We start from the raw sequence: 19,521 nt of genomic DNA on the forward strand, positions 1-19,521 counted from the left end.
CTGAAGGGCCAACCACCCGCCAGCCGCGTCCCCAACCTCACAGGGCAATACACCTAGGTATTCCGACGGTGGCGGACCGGGTTGTCCAGGCGGCGCTGAAGCTGGTGTTGGAACCTATCTTCGAGGCCGACTTTGAGCCGGTCTCCTACGGGTTCCGGCCCGAGCGGCGTGCTCACGACGCGATCGCCGAGATTCAGCTGTTCGGCTCCAAGGGTTACCGCTGGGTGCTGGATGCTGACGTCGAAGCGGCCTTCGACACCGTTTCGCACTCCGCTCTCCTTGAGCGGGTACGCAAGCGGGTCAAGGACAAGCGAGTCGTGGCCCTGGTGAAGGCGTTCCTTAAGGCCGGAGTTCTCACCGAACTCGGAGGCCAGAGGGCCTCCGACGCCGGGACGCCGCAGGGAGGCATCCTGTCTCCGTTGCTGTTCAACATAGCTATGTCGGCGCTCGATGAGCGTCTGCAGGAGCCGTGGAAGGACGGCGGGACGATGGGAACCGCTGCCCGACGCGTCCGACGCCGGTCGAAGGGCCTGCCGAACTGGAAGGTCTCCCGCTACGCGGACGACCTTGTGGTGCTCGTGAATGGCTCCCGCGCCGACGTCGAGGACCTGAAGCACGAGGTCACTGAAGTGCTCGAACCACTCGGGTTACGGCTGTCACCAGCCAAGACTCGGATCGTGCACATGAGTGAAGCGTTCGACTTCCTTGAGTTCCGCATCCAGTGGAAGCGCAAGCGAGGAACGGACAAGTGGTACGTCTACACGTTCATCGCGGACCGGCCCATCCGGTCGCTGAAGGACAGGATTCGTGCCCTGACACGCAGGAAGTCGCAGCAGAACCCCAGAGACGTGCAGGCCAGGCTCAATCTGATCATGCACGGCTGGGCCAACTACTTCAGGCATGCAGTCTGCAAACACACCCTGAGCAACCTGGCGAATTTCGTCTGGTGGCGGATGGTCAAGTGGATGCAGACCCTGCATCGCTGGAGGTGGAAGGACGTCCGCCGCTGGCTGAAGGCACCCAATGGGAGCTGGAAGCCGATCTCGGTGGACGGGGTCGAGTTGTTCGACATGGCAGCGGTGCCGGTTACCCGCTACCGCTACCGAGGCAGCAAGATTCCCAATCCCTGGGTCCCTGCATAACCACGCAGAACGGCAGAGACCGTGGAGAGCCCGTTGCGTCGTGAGACGCACGGCGGGTTCGGCGAGCGGCCTGGGGAGACGGACCGGGAGCAATCCCGGCACCGCGCCCCAGGCCGACTCAACCCGGGCCCGGGAGGTGCCGTCGGAGACGCTGATGAGAGGTCCGGCCACCGCCCGGTCCGGCGCAATGCCGGACAGCTCGCGGGCGACAGGTCTGCATAACGTGGATGCGCGCGTACGACACCACTGCCACGGCCAGCACGTTCAACTCCCTTGGGAGGGCGCGATGTTCGACACCGAAGACGTGGGCGTGTTCCTCGGCCTGGACGTCGGCAAGAGTGCCCATCACGGGCACGGGCTGACCCCGGCCGGCAAGAAGGTCTTCGACAAGCAGCTGCCCAACAGCGAGCCGAAGCTGCGGGCCGTCTTCGACAAGCTGACTGCGAAGTTCGGCACCGTCCTGGTGATCGTGGACCAGCCCGCCTCCATCGGAGCCCTCCCGCTCACCGTCGCCCGGGACGCGGGCTGCCAGGTCGCCTACCTGCCGGGACTGGCCATGCGCCGGATCGCGGATCTGTATCCGGGCGAGGCCAAGACGGATGCCAAGGACGCCGCGGTGATCGCGGACGCCGCCCGCACCATGCCGCACACCCTGCGCTCGCTGGAGCTCACCGACGAGATCACCGCCGAGCTGACCGTGCTGGTGGGCTTCGGCCAGGACCTCGCGGCCGAGGCCACCCGCACCAGCAACCGGATACGCGGCCTGCTCACCCAATTCCACCCCAGCCTCGAACGCGTCCTCGGGCCCCGCCTGGACCACCCCGCCGTCACCTGGCTGCTGGAGCGTTACGGCTCTCCCGCAGCCCTGCGCAAGGCCGGACGCCGCAGGCTGGTGGAGGTGATCCGCCCCAAGGCCCCGCGCATGGCCACCCGGCTCATCGACGACGTGTTCACCGCCCTGGACGAGCAGACCGTCGTCGTCCCGGGCACCGGCACCCTCGACATCGTGATCCCCACCCTGGCCGCCTCCCTGGCCACCGTCCACACCCAGCGCCGGGCCCTGGAAGCCCAGATCAACGCCCTGCTGGAGGCTCACCCTCTTTCCCCGGTCCTGACGTCGATGCCCGGCGTCGGCGTCAGGACCGCCGCCGTCCTGCTGGTCACCGTCGGCGACGGCACCAGCTTCCCGAGCGCCGCCCACCTGGCCTCCTACGCCGGCCTCGCCCCGACCACGAGGTCATCGGGGACCTCGATCCACGGCGAACACGCACCCCGAGGCGGAAACCGACAGCTCAAACGCGCCATGTTCCTCTCCGCCTTCGCCTGCATGAACGCCGATCCGGCCTCCCGCACCTACTACGACAAGCAACGCGCCCGCGGCAAAACCCACACCCAGGCCCTCCTCCGCCTCGCCCGCCAACGCATCAGCGTCCTGTTCGCCATGCTCCGAGACGGCACCTTCTACGAATCCCGCACACCCGCGGACGTTGCACTCGCCGCATGACCCCAGCAAGCCCCAATCACCCCAAAACCGACAGGGGTGCCTTGACGAAGGACATAGAGGCACCCCCCGGGGCTGGCGGCTCGCCGTCCTCGTCTACGTCCCTGCCGACGACGAGATCGTGGAGCGGGCGATCCACCACGACCGCCACCTCGTCATCCAACGGCCGCATGCGCCGGATGCGGGCAAGCCCACGCTGCCCTGAGTTACGGCAGCATCGGAACGATGCCTGCGCTGACGGCTCCTGGCAGCGTCTGCTTCTTCCCGAGGCGTTTTCCGATGACTTCGGGAGGCTTTTCAGGCGGCATTGCCCGGTTCAACACCTGACTGGATTCGACGTCGTTCGGTGCAAGTCTGGCTCAGGCGGCGTCGTCAGGCCGAATGGCTATGCCGACCCCGCGGCCCGGTCGAAAGACAGTCGGCTAATCTGCCCAGCGGCTCCCACGCAATACACGACGTCAGAGGGGTGACCGAGCCGCAGCGCCGCTTCGCGGTCCAGTCGGCCCAGGTGCTTCAGCAGCATCCGGCCAATCATCTCGTGCGAGACCAGGAGCGGCCTTCGGGCTCCGGCTCGGGCAACGCTGGCCAGGGCTCGGCCTGCCCGCGCATCCGCGTCGGCGTAACTCTCCCCACCGGGAAAGCGATAGGAATACTTGTCGCGTGCCCGAGCTGCGACCTCGCCGGGCCAGCCGGACTCGATTTCCCCGTCTGTGAGCCCGGACCACTCGCCATGGTCAACCTCGCTGAGGTCGTCGAGTAGTTGCACCGTCAGACCCAGTGCCGTCGCGAACACCTCCGCCGACGTCCGTGCGCGCTCCAGCGGGCTCGCGAAAATCGCGTCCACCGGTTCACGGCTGGTCAGTCGCGCGTTGCGGTGCACCTGGTGGACGCCCCGATCGGTAAGGGGCGAATCCAGCCGCCCCTGCTTCCTTCCCGCCAGGTTCCACTCTGTCTGTCCATGCCTGGCCAGATAAACGGCCTCGAATACAAAAGCTGCCACGAGACCTTGGTCCTATCGAACCTTGGCACGTTCTGGCCACCGCATTTCCCGCCAGGCAGACGGCCATCCGCCTATTTGGTCAAGGGCGAGCACGCTGACGACTCCGAAGTCAATCCGCACAGCCGGGCGCCTGTGCCCTACCGACCGGCATGCGCCCCAGCAGGGCCCGGTTTCCTCATCTTTGCCAAGGTGAAGGAACCGGGCCCGTTTCTCGTTCTGTCAGGGTGGCCGTGCCTTCCTGAGGTTCACAGGGCTCGGACGGTGCGCGTGGCGCGGGATCAGGCTTTCGGACTTGGGGGCGGCAGGCGCCGAGCGAGCTGCTCGACGTAGTGCCGGACATGGGGCGGCATCCTGCCCGGGAGCGCGTCGAGCGGGAACAGGCGAAGCTCCTGTCCCTCGCCAAGGACCAGCTCGTTCTCGGTTCCGTCCCAGACCGCAACGAACACGTGAGGCGGCGTCTTGCCCCTCTCGTACGCGGTGACCGCAGCTTCCGTGATCGCGTCCGGCACGATGCCAGTCTCCTCCAGCAATTCACGCAGGATCGTCTCAAGCGGCGTCTCGCCCGCCTCCGCTCCGCCTCCGGGAAGCGACCAGTGCCCCGGCCAGGCTATATGCGGCTTGTCGTCCCGCAGCTGGAGCACGACCTCACGGCGAGGCGTGGTGACGAACGCGAAACAACCATGGGTCTTTGTCGGCCGGTCCGTCACGCCGGTGACCTCTCTTCGTGCGATAGCTCCGAATTGCCCGGCCCCCGGCCGTGGCCGCATCACGGTTTTCACGGTGGCAGTTGTCCGGGGGCCACGGTAGTACCGGATGACGAATGCCCCGTCCTCCCCCTGGAGGCAGGGGAGGAGGGGGCAGGACGGTGTGCCTCGGTCAGGGGGCGAGCGCCGTTCGTACGGCGGCTGCGAGGTGAGTGTCGACGAGGGCGGGCGATCCCGAGACGACCACCAGGATGGCGCCGGTGAGGATCGCCGTCTGCTTGACGACGCTGCGCCGTCCGTCGGCGCTATAGGTGAGCAGCTGGCTCCACTGCTTGCCACCGAGCCGGGGTGCACTGACCTGCTGGGCGCGTATGTCGATGAGCGTGCTGCCCGCCGACACCTGGTAGGCCGGGCACTGGGTCATGGCGTTGAAGATCCGGTTCACGCCAGTGGACAGCTTCGCGGGGGTGTCGCTGTACAGCTCCTCGGAGACCTCTGATCCGCTGGAACCGGCGTAGGTGAAGGACACCTTCGCCGAGTGGGGGAAGTCGAGGCTGCCGCCGGCTGCTGCCTGGCCGCCGAGCTTGGCCAGTGCCGGGCAGCCGATCACGGTGACGTCGTCGTGCCGAGCCGTGGTCTCCGGGGTACGGGTGTAACCCTCTCCCAAGTCGCTTGCGTCGAGGAGCCGGTTGGCCAGCGCGGCCGAGGACAGTGGCTTGGCCGTCGGGGCGTTGTGGTCCTTCGTGTCCGTCGCTGCGGTGGAGGATGGCGGATTGGAGGGCGCGGAGGTGTTGTTGGAGCAGCCCGTCAGGGCCAGGACGGCGAGGCCGAGGCTGAGGACGGTCGTGGTGGGAAGGCGCATGCGGAAACCCCTAGGTGGCGCGGTGCGGACGGTCTGACCGGGCCGGCCCTCCAGTTGCCGGCAGATGCGATGGGGGTAGGGGTTTCGAGAGGGTCAGTGCCCGAGGTGGCGCAGGCCGTCCTCCAGGGTGGGGTGCCAGTGGTCGACGGGACCGCAGTTGCGGTTGAACCAGGCAGCGTCCAGACGCGGCTCGATCACCTGGTGGCCGGCCGGGCAGCGCAGCCACACCGAGTCGTCGTTCATGTTGAAGACGATCCAGTCACGGTATGCGCCGCACGTCGGGCAGGGGTGGACCTCGCCGTCGATGACGAGCGGGGGCATCCAGCGCATCATCACGCCCTCGACGTCGTGCCTGGACGGTGCCCGCAGGTCGGCCGGCGGGAAGTCCGGGACCACTGTCTCTGCGTTGTCCGCGGCTGGGGCCTTGGTCTGGACGGTGTCGGACGGCCAGGGCTCTTGGGCGTGTAGCTGCCGCAGCGCGAGCGCCTCACGCTGGGCCTGGCGGAACTCCCGGTCGTCGCGGGCACGTCGTCGGAACATGCGGGTCTCCATTCCCTGTGTCGTCTGGCGGGCACATGGAGAGTGCCCTAAGCGTCTGACCTGCCGCAACGTTGAAATTTCAGAATCACCTAGGCTTGCGTGGCCGGTCCGCCCGGCGAGTGGAAGCCTGCTCAGTACGCCCGCGTGTCCGGGCTGCTGCAGTGGCGCCGGGTTCAGGCATTGCGGAGGCGTCGGCCGGCAGGTCGGCCATGCGGCGCAGCCGCCAGACCAGTACGTCGCTGATCGAGTCGGCGGTGTCCAGCTCCCGCCGCTCGGTGGCCTCGGCCAGCAGCGCGGCCGGGTCGTGCCCGGCGCTCTCGGCGTCGGCGAGGGTGGCCGCGAGGGCGTACCAGCCGGCTTCGGCCAGGACCTGTTCGGCTAGTTCGGGCACCGCTTGGCGAAGGTAGGCGATCTGCTTGTGCCGCAGGGGCTGGGACAGGCGCCGGCCCCGCTGATAGAGCACGCCGATCGGCATGCCAGCGGCGGCCTGGTAGGCGGCGCGCAGGTGCTCGGCAGCCTCACGGGCGGCAGCGGCCTGCTGGGCGTGCTGCTTCTTGCCATGCCAGTGGGCGGCAGCGGTGACAAGGAAGAACGCCATGTCGATCAGCATGGCGGTGGTCGCCCCGTCTTCCCCACGGCCGAGCGCGGGCCCGCTGTAGACGAGGTCGCGGGCGGCCTGGCGCAGGGCGCGGTCGTGCCCGCGCTCGGCCTGGATGTGAGAGCGGGTGGCCCGCTCGAACGCGAAGGCCGCCTCCCGCAGTTGGGCACGTGTGTGGGCGGCGGAGGTCTTGGCGAGCGCGTCGAGAACCTCCCCGGCGGCGGCGATCTGCGCGGCCACCACCGCGTCGTCGCCCTGGTCGATGACCAGCAGCGCCTCCCAGGCGGCCGTGGCAGCACTGCGCCGCGCCGTGGCCGGACCGCCCGGCACGGCACCGACACCGGGCTCCGATGGCGTCCCGCCCGCCGAGCTGCGAGCGTCGTCACCGGACCAGCGTTGGCGGATCCGCGGCAGGGACAGGTCCGGGGCGAGGGTGGAGCCCGCATAGAACACCGGCTCCTTGTCCTCGTTACGGTCGTCGGGCAGGGCGACCTTGTAGCCGAGCAGATCACCAGACGGTGCGACGCGCTTGTGGATCAACACACCGGCGCCGGCCAGCCGGTCAAAGAACTCTGCCTCGCTCCTGGCCCCGGCCACTGCCTGCCGCACGGTTTCGCGTAGCTCCTCGCGGGCGGGACGTTCCCGGCCCTCGCGTTCGGCCTTGTGGCGTTCGGCGCTGGTGGGCCGCTTGGCGGCGGTGCCGTCGCCCGTGTTGAGGCGCCGCAGCCCGTAGTCGATCTCGATCTTCCGTGCTTCCTCCTGGGAGTGTTTGCCGTCTTGGCGGATGCGGGCTTGCCGGCCGTCTTCGCGTACGACGGTGGCGATGATGTGGATGTGGTCGTCGGCGTGGCGCACGGCAGCCCAGCGGCAGCCCGCGGCGTCGCCGTCGGGGGCGATACCGGTGGCGGCGACCATGCGCCGGGCGATGTCCGCCCACTGCTCGTCGGTGAGGATGGGGTCTTCTGGCGCAGCACGGACGGACAGGTGCCACACGTGTTCGGTGGGGCGCCGGCTTTTGGGTAGGGCCATGACCGGTTGGTCGAGGAGGCGTTGGAGATCGCCGTACGTGGCGTTGGGGTCGCGGCCTGGGTCGGGAGCCAGGCTGTCCCAGGCAGCGACGAGATGGGGGTCGATGTGCTCCTCGTGGGTGCCGGGCCCGTAGAGGTAGTACAGCAGGCCGATCGTGCGCGTACCCATGTCGTGGACTCGGGGGATCATGCAGCAGAGGTCTCGCTGTCCACGTACTGCTGAGTGAAGGCGTCCACGCGCTTCGCGGCGCGGTGCACGGCCGAGAGGACCGCCTCAGCCTGGGGGGCATCGGCACCCGAATTCAGGGCCTTGGCCACCTGATTGAGGTTGTTGCCGATCTGGCCGAGGTGGCGGCGCAGGCTGAACAGTTCGTTCAGCATCTCTCGCTCGCCCGCGATTTCCGCGGCGGTGCGATTGAGGTCGCGGGCGGCCTTGAGGGCGGCGTGGGCGAGGAAGCTGGCGACGCTCATGCGGCAGACGTCGGCTGCGCGGACGAGGAGTTGGTACTCGTCGTCGTTCATGCGGCAGCTGGGCTGACGGACGCGCTTCTTCTCGTCGCGCAGGCGCTCGCGCTGCTGGACGTGGGGCTTCTGCGGCGCGGCGTGGGCGCAGTCGACGCTGTGACAGGCGTGCGGTTCCCCTTCCTCTGGATGCGCGCCGCCCTCGGTCGCATCCAGACGGATCGGCGCCCCCCGGTGCCGATCCTCTCCCGCACCTTCCGGGGCGGGGGAGGCAAGAGCATTGCTCCCGGCGGGAGCAATGCTCTTGCACCAACTTGCTCGCGTCGAGGCCGAGTTGGTTTCGGGCTCACTTGGCGCGGGGGTGGGGTTTGTCGTCGGGTTCGTCATCGGGTTCGGTGCCTCGTGGTGCGTATCTGATGCTGGATTTCGGCGACGAGTTCGACCATGGCGGCCGGGCCGTCGAGGACGCGGACGGGCGATTCGACACAGTGCTGGACGAGCCACTGGCCGTTCGGGGCCAAAACCGCCGCGTGCACAAGCTGGTGGCGGACCAGGACGTCCGCCCAGGCGGCTGCCTCGGCGCCGGTCGGGAGAGACGTGTGGTGCTTGCGGGAGTGGATGGCGAGTCCTCCATAGCCGGGCGGCGGCCCGGCACAAGTCCGGACCACCGCGTCAGAGGGAATGGAACAGCGGCATGACCCGCGGCTATGCCGGTGTCAGACGCACATGGGGCAGCGCTCGTAGTGCCTGCTGAGCGCTCTGGCCATGCGGCTCTTGACACCGTGGACGGTCGTCGCGCTGACCTTCCCCGCCCGTGTGCCCTCGTGGATCCTGGCGTGGTTGCCCAAGTACGTGATGTCCCGCTCATAGCCGCTCTTGATGCGGTCGAAAGATGCGCAAGTCTTCATCGGGTCTTCCTCGGTGTGCGGGGCAGGTGCGCGAGCGTCGGGTCCGCGTACAGGTGGGCCTGGAGCTCGCTGAACAGCTCGTTGCTGACTTTGATGTTGTGTTTGCGCAGGTGTGGCCGTATGGCCCTGCGGGTCATCCGCCCTTCTGCGAGGGCGGCCTTGCGGGCGACCTCGACCTTCACCTCCCACGGGACGTCGTCGTCCTGGTCCGCCGGGGCGGTCTGCACCGCGGACGGGGCACCGTGCGGGTGTGTGGTCCGCGCGACCTGCGGACTGCCGGAGGAGCCGTCCTCGTCTTGGTCCGCAGGTTGGTCCGGATGGTCCGGGGCGGGGCTGGTCCGCTGGTCCCGAGCCTCAGCGTCGTGGCCCGCGGGAGCGGATTGTGTCGGCTGGCCCGTGGTCCGCAGGGCGTGGTCCGTGTCTTGCGGGTGGTCCTGGGCCTGCATCAGGTCCGCAGGTGAGCCGTGGTCCGTGCCCTCGCGATCGGCCTCATTGGCCGGTCCGCCAGTGAGGTCTGCCCGCTCGTGGCCCGCCGGTGGCTTCGACTCGGCACCGGCGTGACCTGCGGTGTTGCTGGTCCGCTCCTCGCGAGCTGTCTCCTGCGGACCAGGACTGGATGCCTGGTCCGCAGGCTGGTCCGCGTCGACTGGGGCGGGATTGTTCCGCTGGTCTGGAGCCGCAGCGTCGTGGTCCACGGGGACGGATCCCGTCGGCTGGTCCGTGGTCCGGAGGCGAACCTGCCCTTCTACCTGGTCCCTGGCATGGCCCTGGACCGCGCGCTCCGGACCAGACTGGTGAGCTGGTCCGCCGGCGCTGTCAGTACGAGGCCGGTGGTCCGTGCTGGTCCGCTCCAGGGGCACGGCTTCGTCGGTTCCGGAGGTACGAGATGTGTCGGGACCGGTCTTGGCCAGCGCAGTGGTCTCAGCGGGCAGCAAGGTCCGTTCCGCGTTGACCGTGGCGCCGAGGTGTACGGCCAGTGCGGCGGCCAGTGGTGGCACGGCCGACACGGCGATCACCAGGTAGGGGCTGGTTTTGAGGTGTCCGGTCGATACCAGGTGGCCGACCGCGTTGAGGATGACGGACACCGCGACGGTCGTGAGCGTCAGCACCTGGCCGAGCTTTCGGCCGACGCCTGCCGCGATCCAGGCGAGTCCGGCGACGAGTGCCAGGGCATCGACGCTCACGGGAAGCGACCAGGCGAGCACGGTACCCCAGCCCACGGCGCGTCCGAGGGCGGCAAGGGTGTCGGCGCTGGCAGCCATGGCGACGACGGTGACCAGGGCGGCGCCGGCGACGATCAGAATGCGCTGGGTCTTCGTGGCGCCCACCTGCTGGACTCCTTCGTCGGGGTGGTTGCGATCGCGAGGCGCTTCTTCGCCCCGTCTGGCAGGTGCTGCGGCGGGAGGTGCAGCGGTGGGGTGGGTCATGCAGCCTTTCCGAGCGCGGTGATCAGGGCGGCGGTGTGCACCTGGCGGGGCACGGGCGAGGTGGTCACCTCGGTTTCGTCGCCGTCCTCCTCGTCGTCCTGGGGGTGCTCCTCGTCGGTGGCGTCGGTCTCCTCGTCGTACAGGCCCCAGTAGCGGTCGCGATCCGTGACGTCGTGGGCGGCCTGCCGCATCAGGTCCTTGGCCCACTCGAGTTCGAGCTCGAGCGTGTAGGCGAGGCGCTCCACCGTCCATCCGCGGGCGTAGGCGTGGCGGACGACGGTTTCGCGCTCGGCTTCGCTGAGGTGCACGTCACGTCCTTGGAAGGCGGCGAGGACGCGGCTGTAGTCCAGGCGCTTGCTGACCTTGGCGTGCCAGGGGCGGCGCTCGGCCTCGGTCAGGCCGCCCCACATGCCGTGGCGGATCTCGTTGTCGAGGGCGTAGTTGAAGCAGTCCTTCTTGACCGGGCACCGGCCGCAGATGGACTTCGCCTCGGCAATGGCCGCGTGGCTGCGGGGAGCGTGGAAGAACAGCTCGTCGGCGTCCTCGGCGGGCATGCCGTAGCACAGGCCCCGGGCGTGCCAGCTGTGATCGGCGATCCCGCGCAGCGTCGGGCGCGCGGTGTCGTTCGTGGTGATGGTGCGCAAGAGGATCTCCGGGTACGCCTCAGCACTCGCGTGGCGCCGACAGGGCGGCGCGGTGAGGCGGGGGTGGGGGCGCGGCGGTGCCGCACCGGAGGTACGGGAGGTTGCGGGAGAGGCCGGTTCAGCGGCGTTGGAAGCGACGGTCCGGGCCGGTGAAGTGGACCGGGGTACACATGCCCGACAGGCGGGACAGGATCCGGTCGCCGATGACGTCACGCAGGACCGGCTGCTGCCGGGCCATGCCGGGCTCGCGCACCGGTGGCAGGTTCGTGGTGAAGATCGTCGGCAGGCGGTTCTGGCAGCGCCAGTTCACCAGCCGGAAGGTGATCTCCTCCGTCCACGCGCTGGTCTTGGCGGCGCCGAGGTCGTCGAGCAGCAGCAGCGGCACCCGCACGATCCGGCGCAGCATGTGCTCGGGGTCGACACCGGACTGAGGGCGCATGTCGGCGTACAGGTCCGCGGCTGTAGTCGCGCGCCAGCTCACGCCGCACCCGGCGGCGGTCAGGGCCCGGATCGCCCCGTACGCCTGGTGGGTCTTGCCCGCGCCGGTGCTGCCCCACAGCAGCAGCGACGGGCCGTGTGCGATCCGACGGCGTCCGGAAGCGCCGAAGTGCGGGTTGAGTCCGCCGGCGTTCGGCTCGACGGCCGCGTCGGCGATGGCCCGGACCCAGGCGGCGACGTCGGGGTGCTCGACCACAGCGTCGCGGTAGTCGACCGGGATGCGCACCTGCGCGGCCTCCAGGGCCGGGATCGGCTCTGGGGTATCAGGCAGTGGCGCGGTCGGGTCGATGCCGCGTTCGGCCAGCTTGGCCTCCAGGCGGGCACGGAGCCGCTCGCCGATGGCGGGCTGGGGGTCGGTGAGGCGTGCGCGGGTCACAGGCGGCCTCCAAACGTCGTCGGCTCGGCACTTGGGTTGAGGTAGGGCGTGTAGCCGGAGGTGGTGGTGCTGGCCCAGGGCCCCGCGCCGGAGGCGGACGACGCCGCCGAGGCGGCCTGCGGCGGGCTCGCGTTGACGACCTCGTTCACCAGACTCGGCAGGACGCTGGGGTGCAGGCCCTTGGCCCGAAGCCGCTCTAGCGCGGCCCGGACGTCCTGCGGATCGAAGCGCTCGTCCAGCAGGACCTTGACCTTGCGCCCTAGGTGCCCGAGGAAGTCCTCCGGTGGGCGGCGGTGGCAGCCCCGGACGTACTCGGCCACCAGATCCTTCGCGGAGACCGATCCGGGGACGGCGTCGGGTGCGGGTGCCTCGCGCCCCTTAAGGAAAGATCCAGGATCCAAGATCCTAGATCCAGGGCGGGAGTCCTCCCGCACTCCTCCCGTAGTCCTCCGGGAGTCCTCCGGGAACGCCGCCTGACCTGCGGTTTTCCCGGACGGTACGGGAGTGGCGTCAGCGAGGCCGTCCGGCGGAACCGGCAGAGGCTTGCCAGGGTCCGCCGTTGAAGCCTGGGGCTCGGCGAGTGGCAGGGACGGCGTCTGCACTCCTCCCTGAGGGCTCCCGGAGTCCTCCCGGAGGGTTCCAGGAGAGGTCACGGAGGACGCCATGCGCATGGCAGGGCAGGCGGCGGCTTGGCACTTGCCGCACGACTGGGAGCCCTGGTGGCTGGGGCAGCGCGGGATGCGGGACGCCGTGGGCTTGTTGATCTTCTGGTGCTGCTCCCAGGTCACGACGTGCAGCCAGGTGCGCCCGTCACAGCCGGTGTAGCGGCAGATCAGCCCAGCGGTGGCCAGCTCCTCCAGGTCCTGGGCGACGTGGGCGGCGGTGTGCTCCGGGCGCAGGGCCCACAGGCGTCCGGCGATGATCGCCGGGTGGTCGCGGTGACGGCCGGAGTCGTCGGCCTGCGTCAGCAGCCCGATGAAGGTGAGCATGGCGGTCACCGAGCACTCGGCCAGCGACTCGGACTCGAACATCTCGGGCTTGACGGTGCGGATGCGTGCCATCAGGCATCACCGCCACTCCGCTGCACCGACGGGGTGGAAGGGGCACAGGCTGCCGCGCCGGCCAGGCACAGTGGCCTTTTGCGCAGAGCAGTCGACATGCGAAACTCTCCTGTGAAGTGAACCCGCGCCGGTACGCCCCGTGGAAAGGGCCGGTGCGGTGATCTGGGTGAATCTCCCGCCCTTGCACAGGCAGGAGTGTCATCTCGCGATCGGCGTCTGTGAGTTGCACGCTCTCAGGCGCCGTCGCTGTTCTCCGGGTCGGGGCCCTGTGCCCGGGGCGGTGCGCGTCCCAACGCTTCTCCTCTCGTACAGGTCGCGGGCCGGTGCCCCGCGGGGGACCAGCAACATACGTGTGACCTGCCACGACATCCAGACTTAGCTCTTGAATCCTCTACAACTCGTCGTGAGGCGGCCTGAGCCTGCGCGGCCAGAGGCCGGGCGAGGAGGCGGAGCATGTGAAGCAAACCTGGGCGACGGAGGCATGTGGCTGGTCGGATCCTGTACGCAGCAAGAACTCCGCCAGATACCAGGTCGCATGTGCCAGGGCACCTTCGTGCCGTCTAGATCGTCACGCCCGCTCGTGGCCGTGGGGTGGCCGGCGCGCGCCCTACTGGGGGTCGCCGGGTGCTACGGGTAAGCCCTTGAGCGGCAGTGTCCGCACAGCTGCCCCCTTCCCCGTCCATGTGATCCCTGGAGGCCATGGCCCCCTCATTCGCATCAGTCGATGCGGATGTGGATCACAATAGACCAGCGAAGATGGATCACGTCAACTGGCAAGAATGGATTCGCTGCGCCTGGCGGTGTATCGTTCACGCCAGTCGAAGAGTCGCTGTGAGTCACCGAAGGATGGGCCTGTATGGGCGAAGGAGCGCCGGCGAAGCAGCGCACCCTCGCGGAGAAGCTCGACCACCTCTTCAGGACGGTCCACCCGAAGAACCGCGGTGAGTACACCTACGAAGAGGTGGCCCAAGCGATCCAAGAGTCGGGGGGGCCAACCATCTCGGCGAGTTACATCTGGACCCTTCGGAAGGGTAAGAAGGACAATCCGACCATGAAGCACCTGGAGGCCCTAGCCGGCTTCTTCGGTGTCGCCCCCGCCTACTTCTTCAACGACGAGTCCTCCGAGCGGATCGCTGCCCAGCTGGAACTGATCGAGACCATGCGAGACAACGATGTGGTCGAGGTCGCCACCAGGGCCTCCGGGCTGTCGGTGGAGACCCTAAAGACGATCAAGGGATTCATTGAGCGGGCCCGCGAGCTGGAGGGGCTGGCCGATGGTGAGGCGTCCAGCCGGTAAACGTGGAGCGATCTCCAGGTGTAAAGGTAAGCTTGGCGGAAGTTGTGGCGCAGGTCACCCTTGGGGTCCGGTTGCGCAGTTCGGAGTGGTGTCAACGCGTATCGCCGCACAATTCAGCCTTGATCAAATGACGCTGAATCAGACGCATTTCTTGATCATCCTGGGGTGAGCACAAATTGAGCAGGCTCCTGGCATATTTGCTTGGAGCTTGTCGTATCGTTCCTGTGCCGGAATGTTGGATTCCGGCGCCGCCTCTGCCGCGGACACGTACAGCGCCACCTGCGGAGTCGAGTTGTCGTTGCGTAGTCGAAGACAGCAGCCGGGCGACGGACGCCGAGACCGCCCGGACATCGGGGACGTGCTTTCCTCGATCGACATCCCGGACCCATTCGATGTCCAGGTCTTCTGTGAACGAATCGCGGCACAGCGAGGTCGTCCGCTCCATCTGCACAGCGTCCCCGGCATCTCCGGCACCGACGCCCCGTGCGGGGTATGGATCGCCACCGAGAAGGCGGACCACATCTTCCACGAGGCGGCGACAAGCCCGCTGCACCAAGATCACATCATTCTGCACGAGATCGGTCACATGCTCCTGGGACACCGCTCCATCCTCGACGGCGTCCAGGCAAACGGCGGCGGCTTGTTCCCGGACATTGACCCGGCCACTGTGGTCAGTCTCCTCACCAGGGCCAGTTACGGCACCGAGGACGAACGGGACGCCGAGCGTCTCGCAGGGCTGATCGCCGGCAAAGCCGCGGCCTCCCGCACCAGCAAGACGCCGCGCAGCAGTGTCCTGCGGCGCCTGGGCGACGCGCTCAGCGACTCATAAGAGCGCCCTGGGATGATCGACATACTTCCTGCGGTCCTGTTGTGGCTGGTCACCGCGTGGCGCACCCCGGCCGCATGGCGCGACTCCAGCAAACGAGCCCTGTGGATCGCCTTCCTCGCCCTCGCCGTCGCCATCACACTCAGGGTGCCCTCCATCGCCGCACCCATAGACGCCGCACTCGGGGTCAACAATCTGAGCGCCCTGGGCAAGCACCTCGGCTGCACCGTTGCCGCGCATGCGGTGCTGACCTTCGTCCATGACATGGCCAAGGAGAAGGCATCCGGGCTGAAGCCCTCCCGCATGCACCTCGTTGTCCCGACTACCGCGGCCGCCATGATCACGGTGCTGTTCTTCGCCACTCCGCAGCCGCACGAAGCGGTCGACCTGTTGACCGAGTACGCCGCCGATTGGCGCATCGCCGCCTACGGCGGGGTGTGGACGGCGTACCTCGGGGCAGCACTGTTCAGCGCCTCCCGGCTGTGCTGGCGCTGGGGACGACAGCCTGATGCCGGCCTCCTCGGCCGCGGCCTGCGTCTCACCGGCATAGGCACCACCATCGGCATCGTCTACGCCGCGCACCGCGTTGCCACCGTGATCCTGGGATTTCTGGGACAGAGCCCTGTTCCGGCCAGCACGAGTGAGACGATCAGCGGTCTTCTCCTCTTCAGTGCGCTGCTCTTCATCATGACCGGCAGCACGCTGCCCGCCGCCGGACGACTGCGCCGCTGGAGCCGCGAATACCGTGACCTGCTGCAGCTGTACCCGCTCTGGCTCAGTCTCACGCAGGCCGTACCCTCCGTCCGCCTTGACCCGCCACGACGCAGAACAGCCGAGATTCTCCACCCCCGTAACGTTCACGACCGGCTGTATCGCCGCACCATAGAGATCCGAGACGCCGTCCTGACCCTCAGCGACCACGCTCCTGGCAGCCTGCGCGACCATGCCCGGGCCCACGTCGCAGCCTCCGGTCTCATCGGAGCCCAGGCCGACATCGCCGCCGAAGCCTGCTGGATCATCGGCGCCCAACAAGCCCGGCAGCACAACGAGCCCTCGTCTGGCGAGGCCCTCCCGCCCGCCAGCGGCGGCCGAGATCTGCCCAGCGAGATCCACGCGCTCAAGCAACTCGCAAGGGCCTACGACTCCGACCTCACCCGCACCTTCGCTACCAAGCTCGACCACGCCCGCACGCTGGAGACGACACAGTGACCGAGTCCCGCATGGCCCGCCTCATCACCGACACACTCGCGCCGGCCAACCTCGTCATCGCGATACTGCTGATCATCGGCTGGCACAGCACGAGCAGCGTCACAGGGCTCGGCTGGGGCATGCTGGCCGCCCTGTTCTGCGGCGGCGTCCCGTTCGCCGTCATCATTCTCGGTGTGAAGCGCGGCCACTGGACCGACAAGCACGTGCGAGTCCGCGAACAGCGCGCCGTACCTCTCCTCGCCACTATGGCGTCAGTACTGATCGGCATCTCGCTGCTCGTCGTGCTCCGGGCGCCCCGCGAGGTGTTCGCCCTGGTCGTCGCCATGCTCGTCGGCCTTATCACAACCATGATGGTGACCGTCTGGTGGAAGGTCTCGGTCCACACTGCCGTTGCCGGCGGAGTGGTCGTGATCCTGCTCCTCGCCTACGGCGCAAGCATGGCACCGCTGGCACTCGGCATCGCGGCAATCGGCTGGTCCCGCGTCGCGCTCCGCGACCACACTCCCGCCCAGACGGTGGTCGGTGCCCTGCTTGGAGGGCTGGCCGCAGCTGTGGTCTTCAGCGCGATGCGCTGACGAACTCTGCTGGGACGCCAGGCGTGTCGCGCTCTGCCGCGCGGCTGACGATCACAGTCATCCGGTACCTGGGGGAGTGGCGAGTTGAACTGCACGATCGTGCTTGATCTTGGGTTCTATTCCGGAGCTGCTTTCTGGCTTTCGGCGGCCACTTCGGCTTGGGGGTCTACTACCAGGCCGAAACTGAGTAGGCGCTCAGAGAACTCTGCAGGCCCGGTGAACAGGCGGGCGTGCATGCCGAGGGTTCGGGCGGCCTGCACGAAGGTGGGTTCGTCGTCGAAGTAGGCCAGAGCGTCCGGGGCGATGTCCATGCGCTCGGCCGCGCGCAGGTACGCGTGTGGGGAGGGTTTGTCGACGCCGAGTTCTGCGGAGGGGAAGACGTGGTCGAAGACGATGCTGTGGTATTTCAGGTCGTCGTTGAGGGCGTCAGTGCAGTTGGAGAGGATGCCGACGGGGAGGTGCTGCCGTATCTGGGCGAGCAGGTTGATCATCTGGGTGTCGGGTTTCGCCGCGATCGGCTCGCCAGGGGGCGAGGGCGTCGCGTACGTGGGCTCCGAAGTCTGCGGCGAGGCGATTGGTGACGTCGTCGGCCCACTGTTGGTCGGTGAGGACTCCCACGCGTGCGTCGGCCCACGCACGGAGTGCCATCTGGATCAGCGCCGACGCCTGCGCTCTGCGGTCGGCGGCCATCGTCTCCTCAGCCGAGCGGAGCTCGGCCTCACTCATGGTGTCGCGGATCTGGAACGCCTGTGCCAACAGTGCCGGGATCAGTTCTTCGGCATGTCCGCAATGGTGGAGGCGATCTGTCCGGGCGCGGCCAGTATCCGCCCGCTGGCCGCGGCCTTCGAAGCGTCCTGCAGGAGCACGGCTTCGAGATAGTCGAAGGCCGTCCTCCACTGGGCCAGAGCCCAGTTGCCGGGGCTGGCCGCGCAGCCCAGAGCGTGGTGGGCCAGCGGCCATCGAGGGGGGTCTAGGCGGGCGGCGGTTTCGAGGCGGGCCTCCAGGGCATCCGGGGCGCTCTCCGGCAGCGGCCGGTGTACGAGTTCGATCAGGACACTGTCCGGCGTCGCGCCGTCGGCACGGAGGTGCTTGGCGTCATCGGCAGTGATGGGATTCCAGTCGCTGCCGGGGACGAGGGCGCCGTCGTCGTAGCCGGACTCGTTGCGGGTCAGCCGGACCGACGCGATGTCGCACCGGCCGCGTATGTCGTCGAACGCTTCGAATAAGAGTCGTGGACCCATGGCCGGTCTCCCGAGGACGGTGAGGGGCTACTTTTCCAGGTCTTCGCCGTAGGTGACGTCGAGCTCCGCGGCGAGCGCCTCGGCCAGTTGCAGCGTCTGAGCCCGGTCGATGATCACCTGCTTGAGCGAGGCGAGGCCGCGGAGCTGGGAGAGGTCGTTGCCGCGCAAGTCCAGGCTGCGGTACGTGCCGCTGTCGAACTCGGCCAGTCGCAGATCGCAGTCGTTGAACGCCGCCGCGCTCAGGTCGGCTGCCTCGAATGTGGTCTCGCGCAGGGAGCACTGGGAGAAGATCACGGGCCCAGCGGCCCGGACCCGGGTGAGGGTGCCGATCCTCAATGCGCTGGCGCTGCTGGACACGTCAGGTCGTGGTCTGGGCCGAGGGCTCGGTCCTACGCCGCCTCCAAGGAGTGGGGAAAGAAACTGTAGTTGGACCTGATTGCGGTTCGGATCCCGTCGGTGACCGCGGGGCCGAACCGTCCGGTATGCATGGGGGTGAGGGGCGGTTCGGAGGTGTGGTCGATCCGCAGTCGCTGCCACAGCCGTGCTACGGGGTCGGCTGTGTCCTCCGGATCGTGGCCCAGGTCCCGCAGGCGGGCCTCCCAGAGCGCGGGGACTTCGCGGGTGTCGAGGTGCAGAGCGGCCAGCTCGATGACTTGTTCCGCGGTGACTTCGGACGGGGGCAGGCTGTTCGTCATGGCCTCGATGTAGATAGCCGTTGTGAGCGCGGCGGCGGCTTCGGCGAACAGTCCGTCTTGCCCCATCGTGTAGCCACCGAGTCTGACTTCGACTAGTTGGAGCGTGCGGTCCCAGGCCGCCTGCCATTCCTCGGGACCGCCCTCGTCCCGCCATGCGTGCAGTTGATCTCGAACCAGGACACGGGTCGGCGCCGTGCGCTGCCACTCGGTCCGGATGTCGTCGAGGAGAGCGCGGATCTCCGCGTCCAGCGCGCGTCCGTCGTCGGTGTGGCGGATCGCCGGCGTGGCGAGGGCGAGCGTCGCGTGCACCAGGAGGAGCTCCAGTGGGCGTCCCGCATGTCGGAGCGGCAGCTGGATTCCGATGGCGGTGTGCAGGGCCTGTGCGAGGTCGGCAGTGGTGAGGTCGGTGTTCTCGGCGATCCGAGCGTCGCGCTTGTCGGGCCCCGTGTACCAGGGTTCACGGCGGCCTTCGTGTTCCTTGTCGCGCCACGCGGTCACCCGCCGCAGCAGGGTGCGGGCCCAGGAGGCTGGATCGGCCTCGGTGAGGATCAGCCGCGCCAGCAGGTTGGGTCCCCAGTTCAGACGGGGGTTTTCATGCGCTTCGACAATGGTCGTGTGGCCGCCCGGGCAGGTGAAGGTCAGTGGGCCGCCCCAGTGGCCGGTGACCTCAAGGGGACATGTGATCCGGCAGCGGGGGCAGTTGAGAAGTTCGATGCCGGTCTCCGGCATGTAGTCGTTCACGCTGAACTCACTGTGGTCGGCCACCACCCCATTCCATGAGGCGGCATCGGCATCCCACCGCTCGACCGCGATCCTGTCGAGGACGATGGTCCAGATGCGGGTGTCCCCGCCGGACGGTGGACCTTCGACCGGGGGCTTCTCCCGGTATCCACGAGCAAGCATGACGGCTACCTCCCTGGCGTGACG

General features: G+C 68.4%; 22 protein-coding genes. 6 read left to right on the plus strand and 16 right to left on the minus strand.

The features are described from left to right. Positions 1–1,142 (plus strand): reverse transcriptase domain-containing protein (locus IE262_RS34350; protein ID WP_189879257.1); only part of this gene is annotated, 1,142 nt, incomplete at its 5' end. Positions 1,143–1,428: 286 nt separating this feature from the next. After that, entirely contained in the window at positions 1,429–2,646 is a 1,218-nt protein-coding gene (locus IE262_RS34355) for an IS110 family RNA-guided transposase (RefSeq protein ID WP_189879260.1), read from the plus strand. Positions 2,647–3,028: 382 nt separating this feature from the next. On the opposite strand, the gene IE262_RS34360 is transcribed toward IE262_RS34355, so the two are convergent. The 12 genes from IE262_RS34360 to IE262_RS39925 all read right to left on the minus strand — a co-directional run bounded on the left by IE262_RS34360 (position 3,029) and on the right by IE262_RS39925 (position 12,751). Next, on the minus strand, positions 3,029–3,643 hold the full coding sequence (locus IE262_RS34360; protein ID WP_189879261.1) for a histidine phosphatase family protein: 615 nt from the start codon (positions 3,641–3,643) through the stop codon (positions 3,029–3,031). Positions 3,644–3,921: 278 nt separating this feature from the next. Beyond that, positions 3,922–4,422, minus strand: a complete 501-nt coding sequence (locus IE262_RS34365; protein WP_229877786.1) for an NUDIX domain-containing protein — start codon at positions 4,420–4,422, stop codon at positions 3,922–3,924. Between the two features lie 97 nt (positions 4,423–4,519). Further along, positions 4,520–5,209, minus strand: coding sequence for a hypothetical protein (locus IE262_RS34370; protein ID WP_189879263.1), 690 nt, complete (start codon positions 5,207–5,209; stop codon positions 4,520–4,522). 93 nt (positions 5,210–5,302) lie between these two features. Continuing rightward, positions 5,303–5,749 carry a hypothetical protein gene (locus IE262_RS34375; RefSeq protein ID WP_189879266.1) on the minus strand — a complete coding sequence of 149 codons (447 nt, stop codon included), beginning with the start codon at positions 5,747–5,749 and terminating at the stop codon, positions 5,303–5,305. Between the two features lie 85 nt (positions 5,750–5,834). Beyond that, entirely contained in the window at positions 5,835–7,565 is a 1,731-nt protein-coding gene (locus tag IE262_RS34380) for a relaxase/mobilization nuclease domain-containing protein (protein WP_189879268.1), read from the minus strand. Next, a complete protein-coding gene (locus IE262_RS39920; RefSeq protein WP_229877788.1) occupies positions 7,562–8,224 on the minus strand; it encodes a plasmid mobilization protein in 663 nt (220 codons plus the stop codon). Before IE262_RS39920 ends, IE262_RS34380 begins: the two co-directional genes overlap by 4 nt. Continuing rightward, positions 8,221–8,505: a PHD finger domain-containing protein gene (locus tag IE262_RS34390; RefSeq protein ID WP_229877790.1), complete on the minus strand. Its 285-nt coding sequence runs from the start codon at positions 8,503–8,505 to the stop codon at positions 8,221–8,223. The genes IE262_RS39920 and IE262_RS34390 overlap by 4 nt, the downstream gene beginning before the upstream one ends. Positions 8,506–8,553: 48 nt before the next feature. Next, the gene (locus tag IE262_RS34395) at positions 8,554–8,745 is read right to left on the minus strand and encodes a hypothetical protein (protein ID WP_189879269.1); all 192 of its coding nucleotides are present in this window, start codon (positions 8,743–8,745) and stop codon (positions 8,554–8,556) included. Then, complete coding sequence (locus tag IE262_RS34400; RefSeq protein ID WP_189879271.1) at positions 8,742–10,073, minus strand: DUF2637 domain-containing protein; 1,332 nt, start codon at positions 10,071–10,073, stop codon at positions 8,742–8,744. The genes IE262_RS34395 and IE262_RS34400 overlap by 4 nt, the downstream gene beginning before the upstream one ends. A 95-nt stretch (positions 10,074–10,168) precedes the next feature. Further along, positions 10,169–10,816 carry a WhiB family transcriptional regulator gene (locus IE262_RS34405; protein WP_189879273.1) on the minus strand — a complete coding sequence of 216 codons (648 nt, stop codon included), beginning with the start codon at positions 10,814–10,816 and terminating at the stop codon, positions 10,169–10,171. Between the two features lie 118 nt (positions 10,817–10,934). After that, entirely contained in the window at positions 10,935–11,690 is a 756-nt protein-coding gene (locus IE262_RS34410; protein ID WP_189879275.1) for an ATP-binding protein, read from the minus strand. Continuing rightward, positions 11,687–12,751 (minus strand): hypothetical protein, encoded by a 1,065-nt coding sequence (locus IE262_RS39925; protein WP_229877791.1) that lies wholly within the window; start codon positions 12,749–12,751, stop codon positions 11,687–11,689. The genes IE262_RS34410 and IE262_RS39925 overlap by 4 nt, the downstream gene beginning before the upstream one ends. Before the next feature lie 856 nt (positions 12,752–13,607). Between IE262_RS39925 and IE262_RS34420 the strand changes: the two genes are divergently transcribed. The 4 genes from IE262_RS34420 (at position 13,608) to IE262_RS34435 (ending at position 16,658) form a co-directional block, all read left to right on the plus strand. Then, on the plus strand, positions 13,608–14,048 hold the full coding sequence (locus tag IE262_RS34420; RefSeq protein WP_189879277.1) for a helix-turn-helix domain-containing protein: 441 nt from the start codon (positions 13,608–13,610) through the stop codon (positions 14,046–14,048). A 232-nt stretch (positions 14,049–14,280) separates the two neighbouring features. Continuing rightward, entirely contained in the window at positions 14,281–14,877 is a 597-nt protein-coding gene (locus IE262_RS34425) for a hypothetical protein (RefSeq protein WP_189879279.1), read from the plus strand. Between the two features lie 12 nt (positions 14,878–14,889). After that, positions 14,890–16,083, plus strand: coding sequence for an MAB_1171c family putative transporter (locus tag IE262_RS34430; protein WP_189879281.1), 1,194 nt, complete (start codon positions 14,890–14,892; stop codon positions 16,081–16,083). After that, on the plus strand, positions 16,080–16,658 hold the full coding sequence (locus tag IE262_RS34435; protein WP_229877793.1) for a phosphatase PAP2 family protein: 579 nt from the start codon (positions 16,080–16,082) through the stop codon (positions 16,656–16,658). The genes IE262_RS34430 and IE262_RS34435 overlap by 4 nt, the downstream gene beginning before the upstream one ends. A gap of 116 nt (positions 16,659–16,774) precedes the next feature. Here the strand turns inward: IE262_RS34435 and IE262_RS34440 are convergent, their stop codons facing one another. The 4 genes from IE262_RS34440 to IE262_RS34455 form a co-directional block, all read right to left on the minus strand. After that, on the minus strand, positions 16,775–17,296 hold the full coding sequence (locus IE262_RS34440) for an HAD-IA family hydrolase (RefSeq protein ID WP_268249594.1): 522 nt from the start codon (positions 17,294–17,296) through the stop codon (positions 16,775–16,777). 129 nt (positions 17,297–17,425) lie between these two features. Then, positions 17,426–17,899: a hypothetical protein gene (locus tag IE262_RS34445; RefSeq protein WP_189879285.1), complete on the minus strand. Its 474-nt coding sequence runs from the start codon at positions 17,897–17,899 to the stop codon at positions 17,426–17,428. 27 nt (positions 17,900–17,926) lie between these two features. Then, positions 17,927–18,256, minus strand: a complete 330-nt coding sequence (locus IE262_RS34450; RefSeq protein ID WP_189879287.1) for a pentapeptide repeat-containing protein — start codon at positions 18,254–18,256, stop codon at positions 17,927–17,929. A gap of 32 nt (positions 18,257–18,288) precedes the next feature. Next, complete coding sequence (locus tag IE262_RS34455; RefSeq protein ID WP_189879289.1) at positions 18,289–19,497, minus strand: hypothetical protein; 1,209 nt, start codon at positions 19,495–19,497, stop codon at positions 18,289–18,291. Positions 19,498–19,521 lie beyond the last annotated feature (24 nt).

The sequence above is a fragment of the Streptomyces bluensis genome (assembly GCF_014650715.1).
GTDB classification, from domain to species: domain Bacteria; phylum Actinomycetota; class Actinomycetes; order Streptomycetales; family Streptomycetaceae; genus Streptomyces; species Streptomyces bluensis.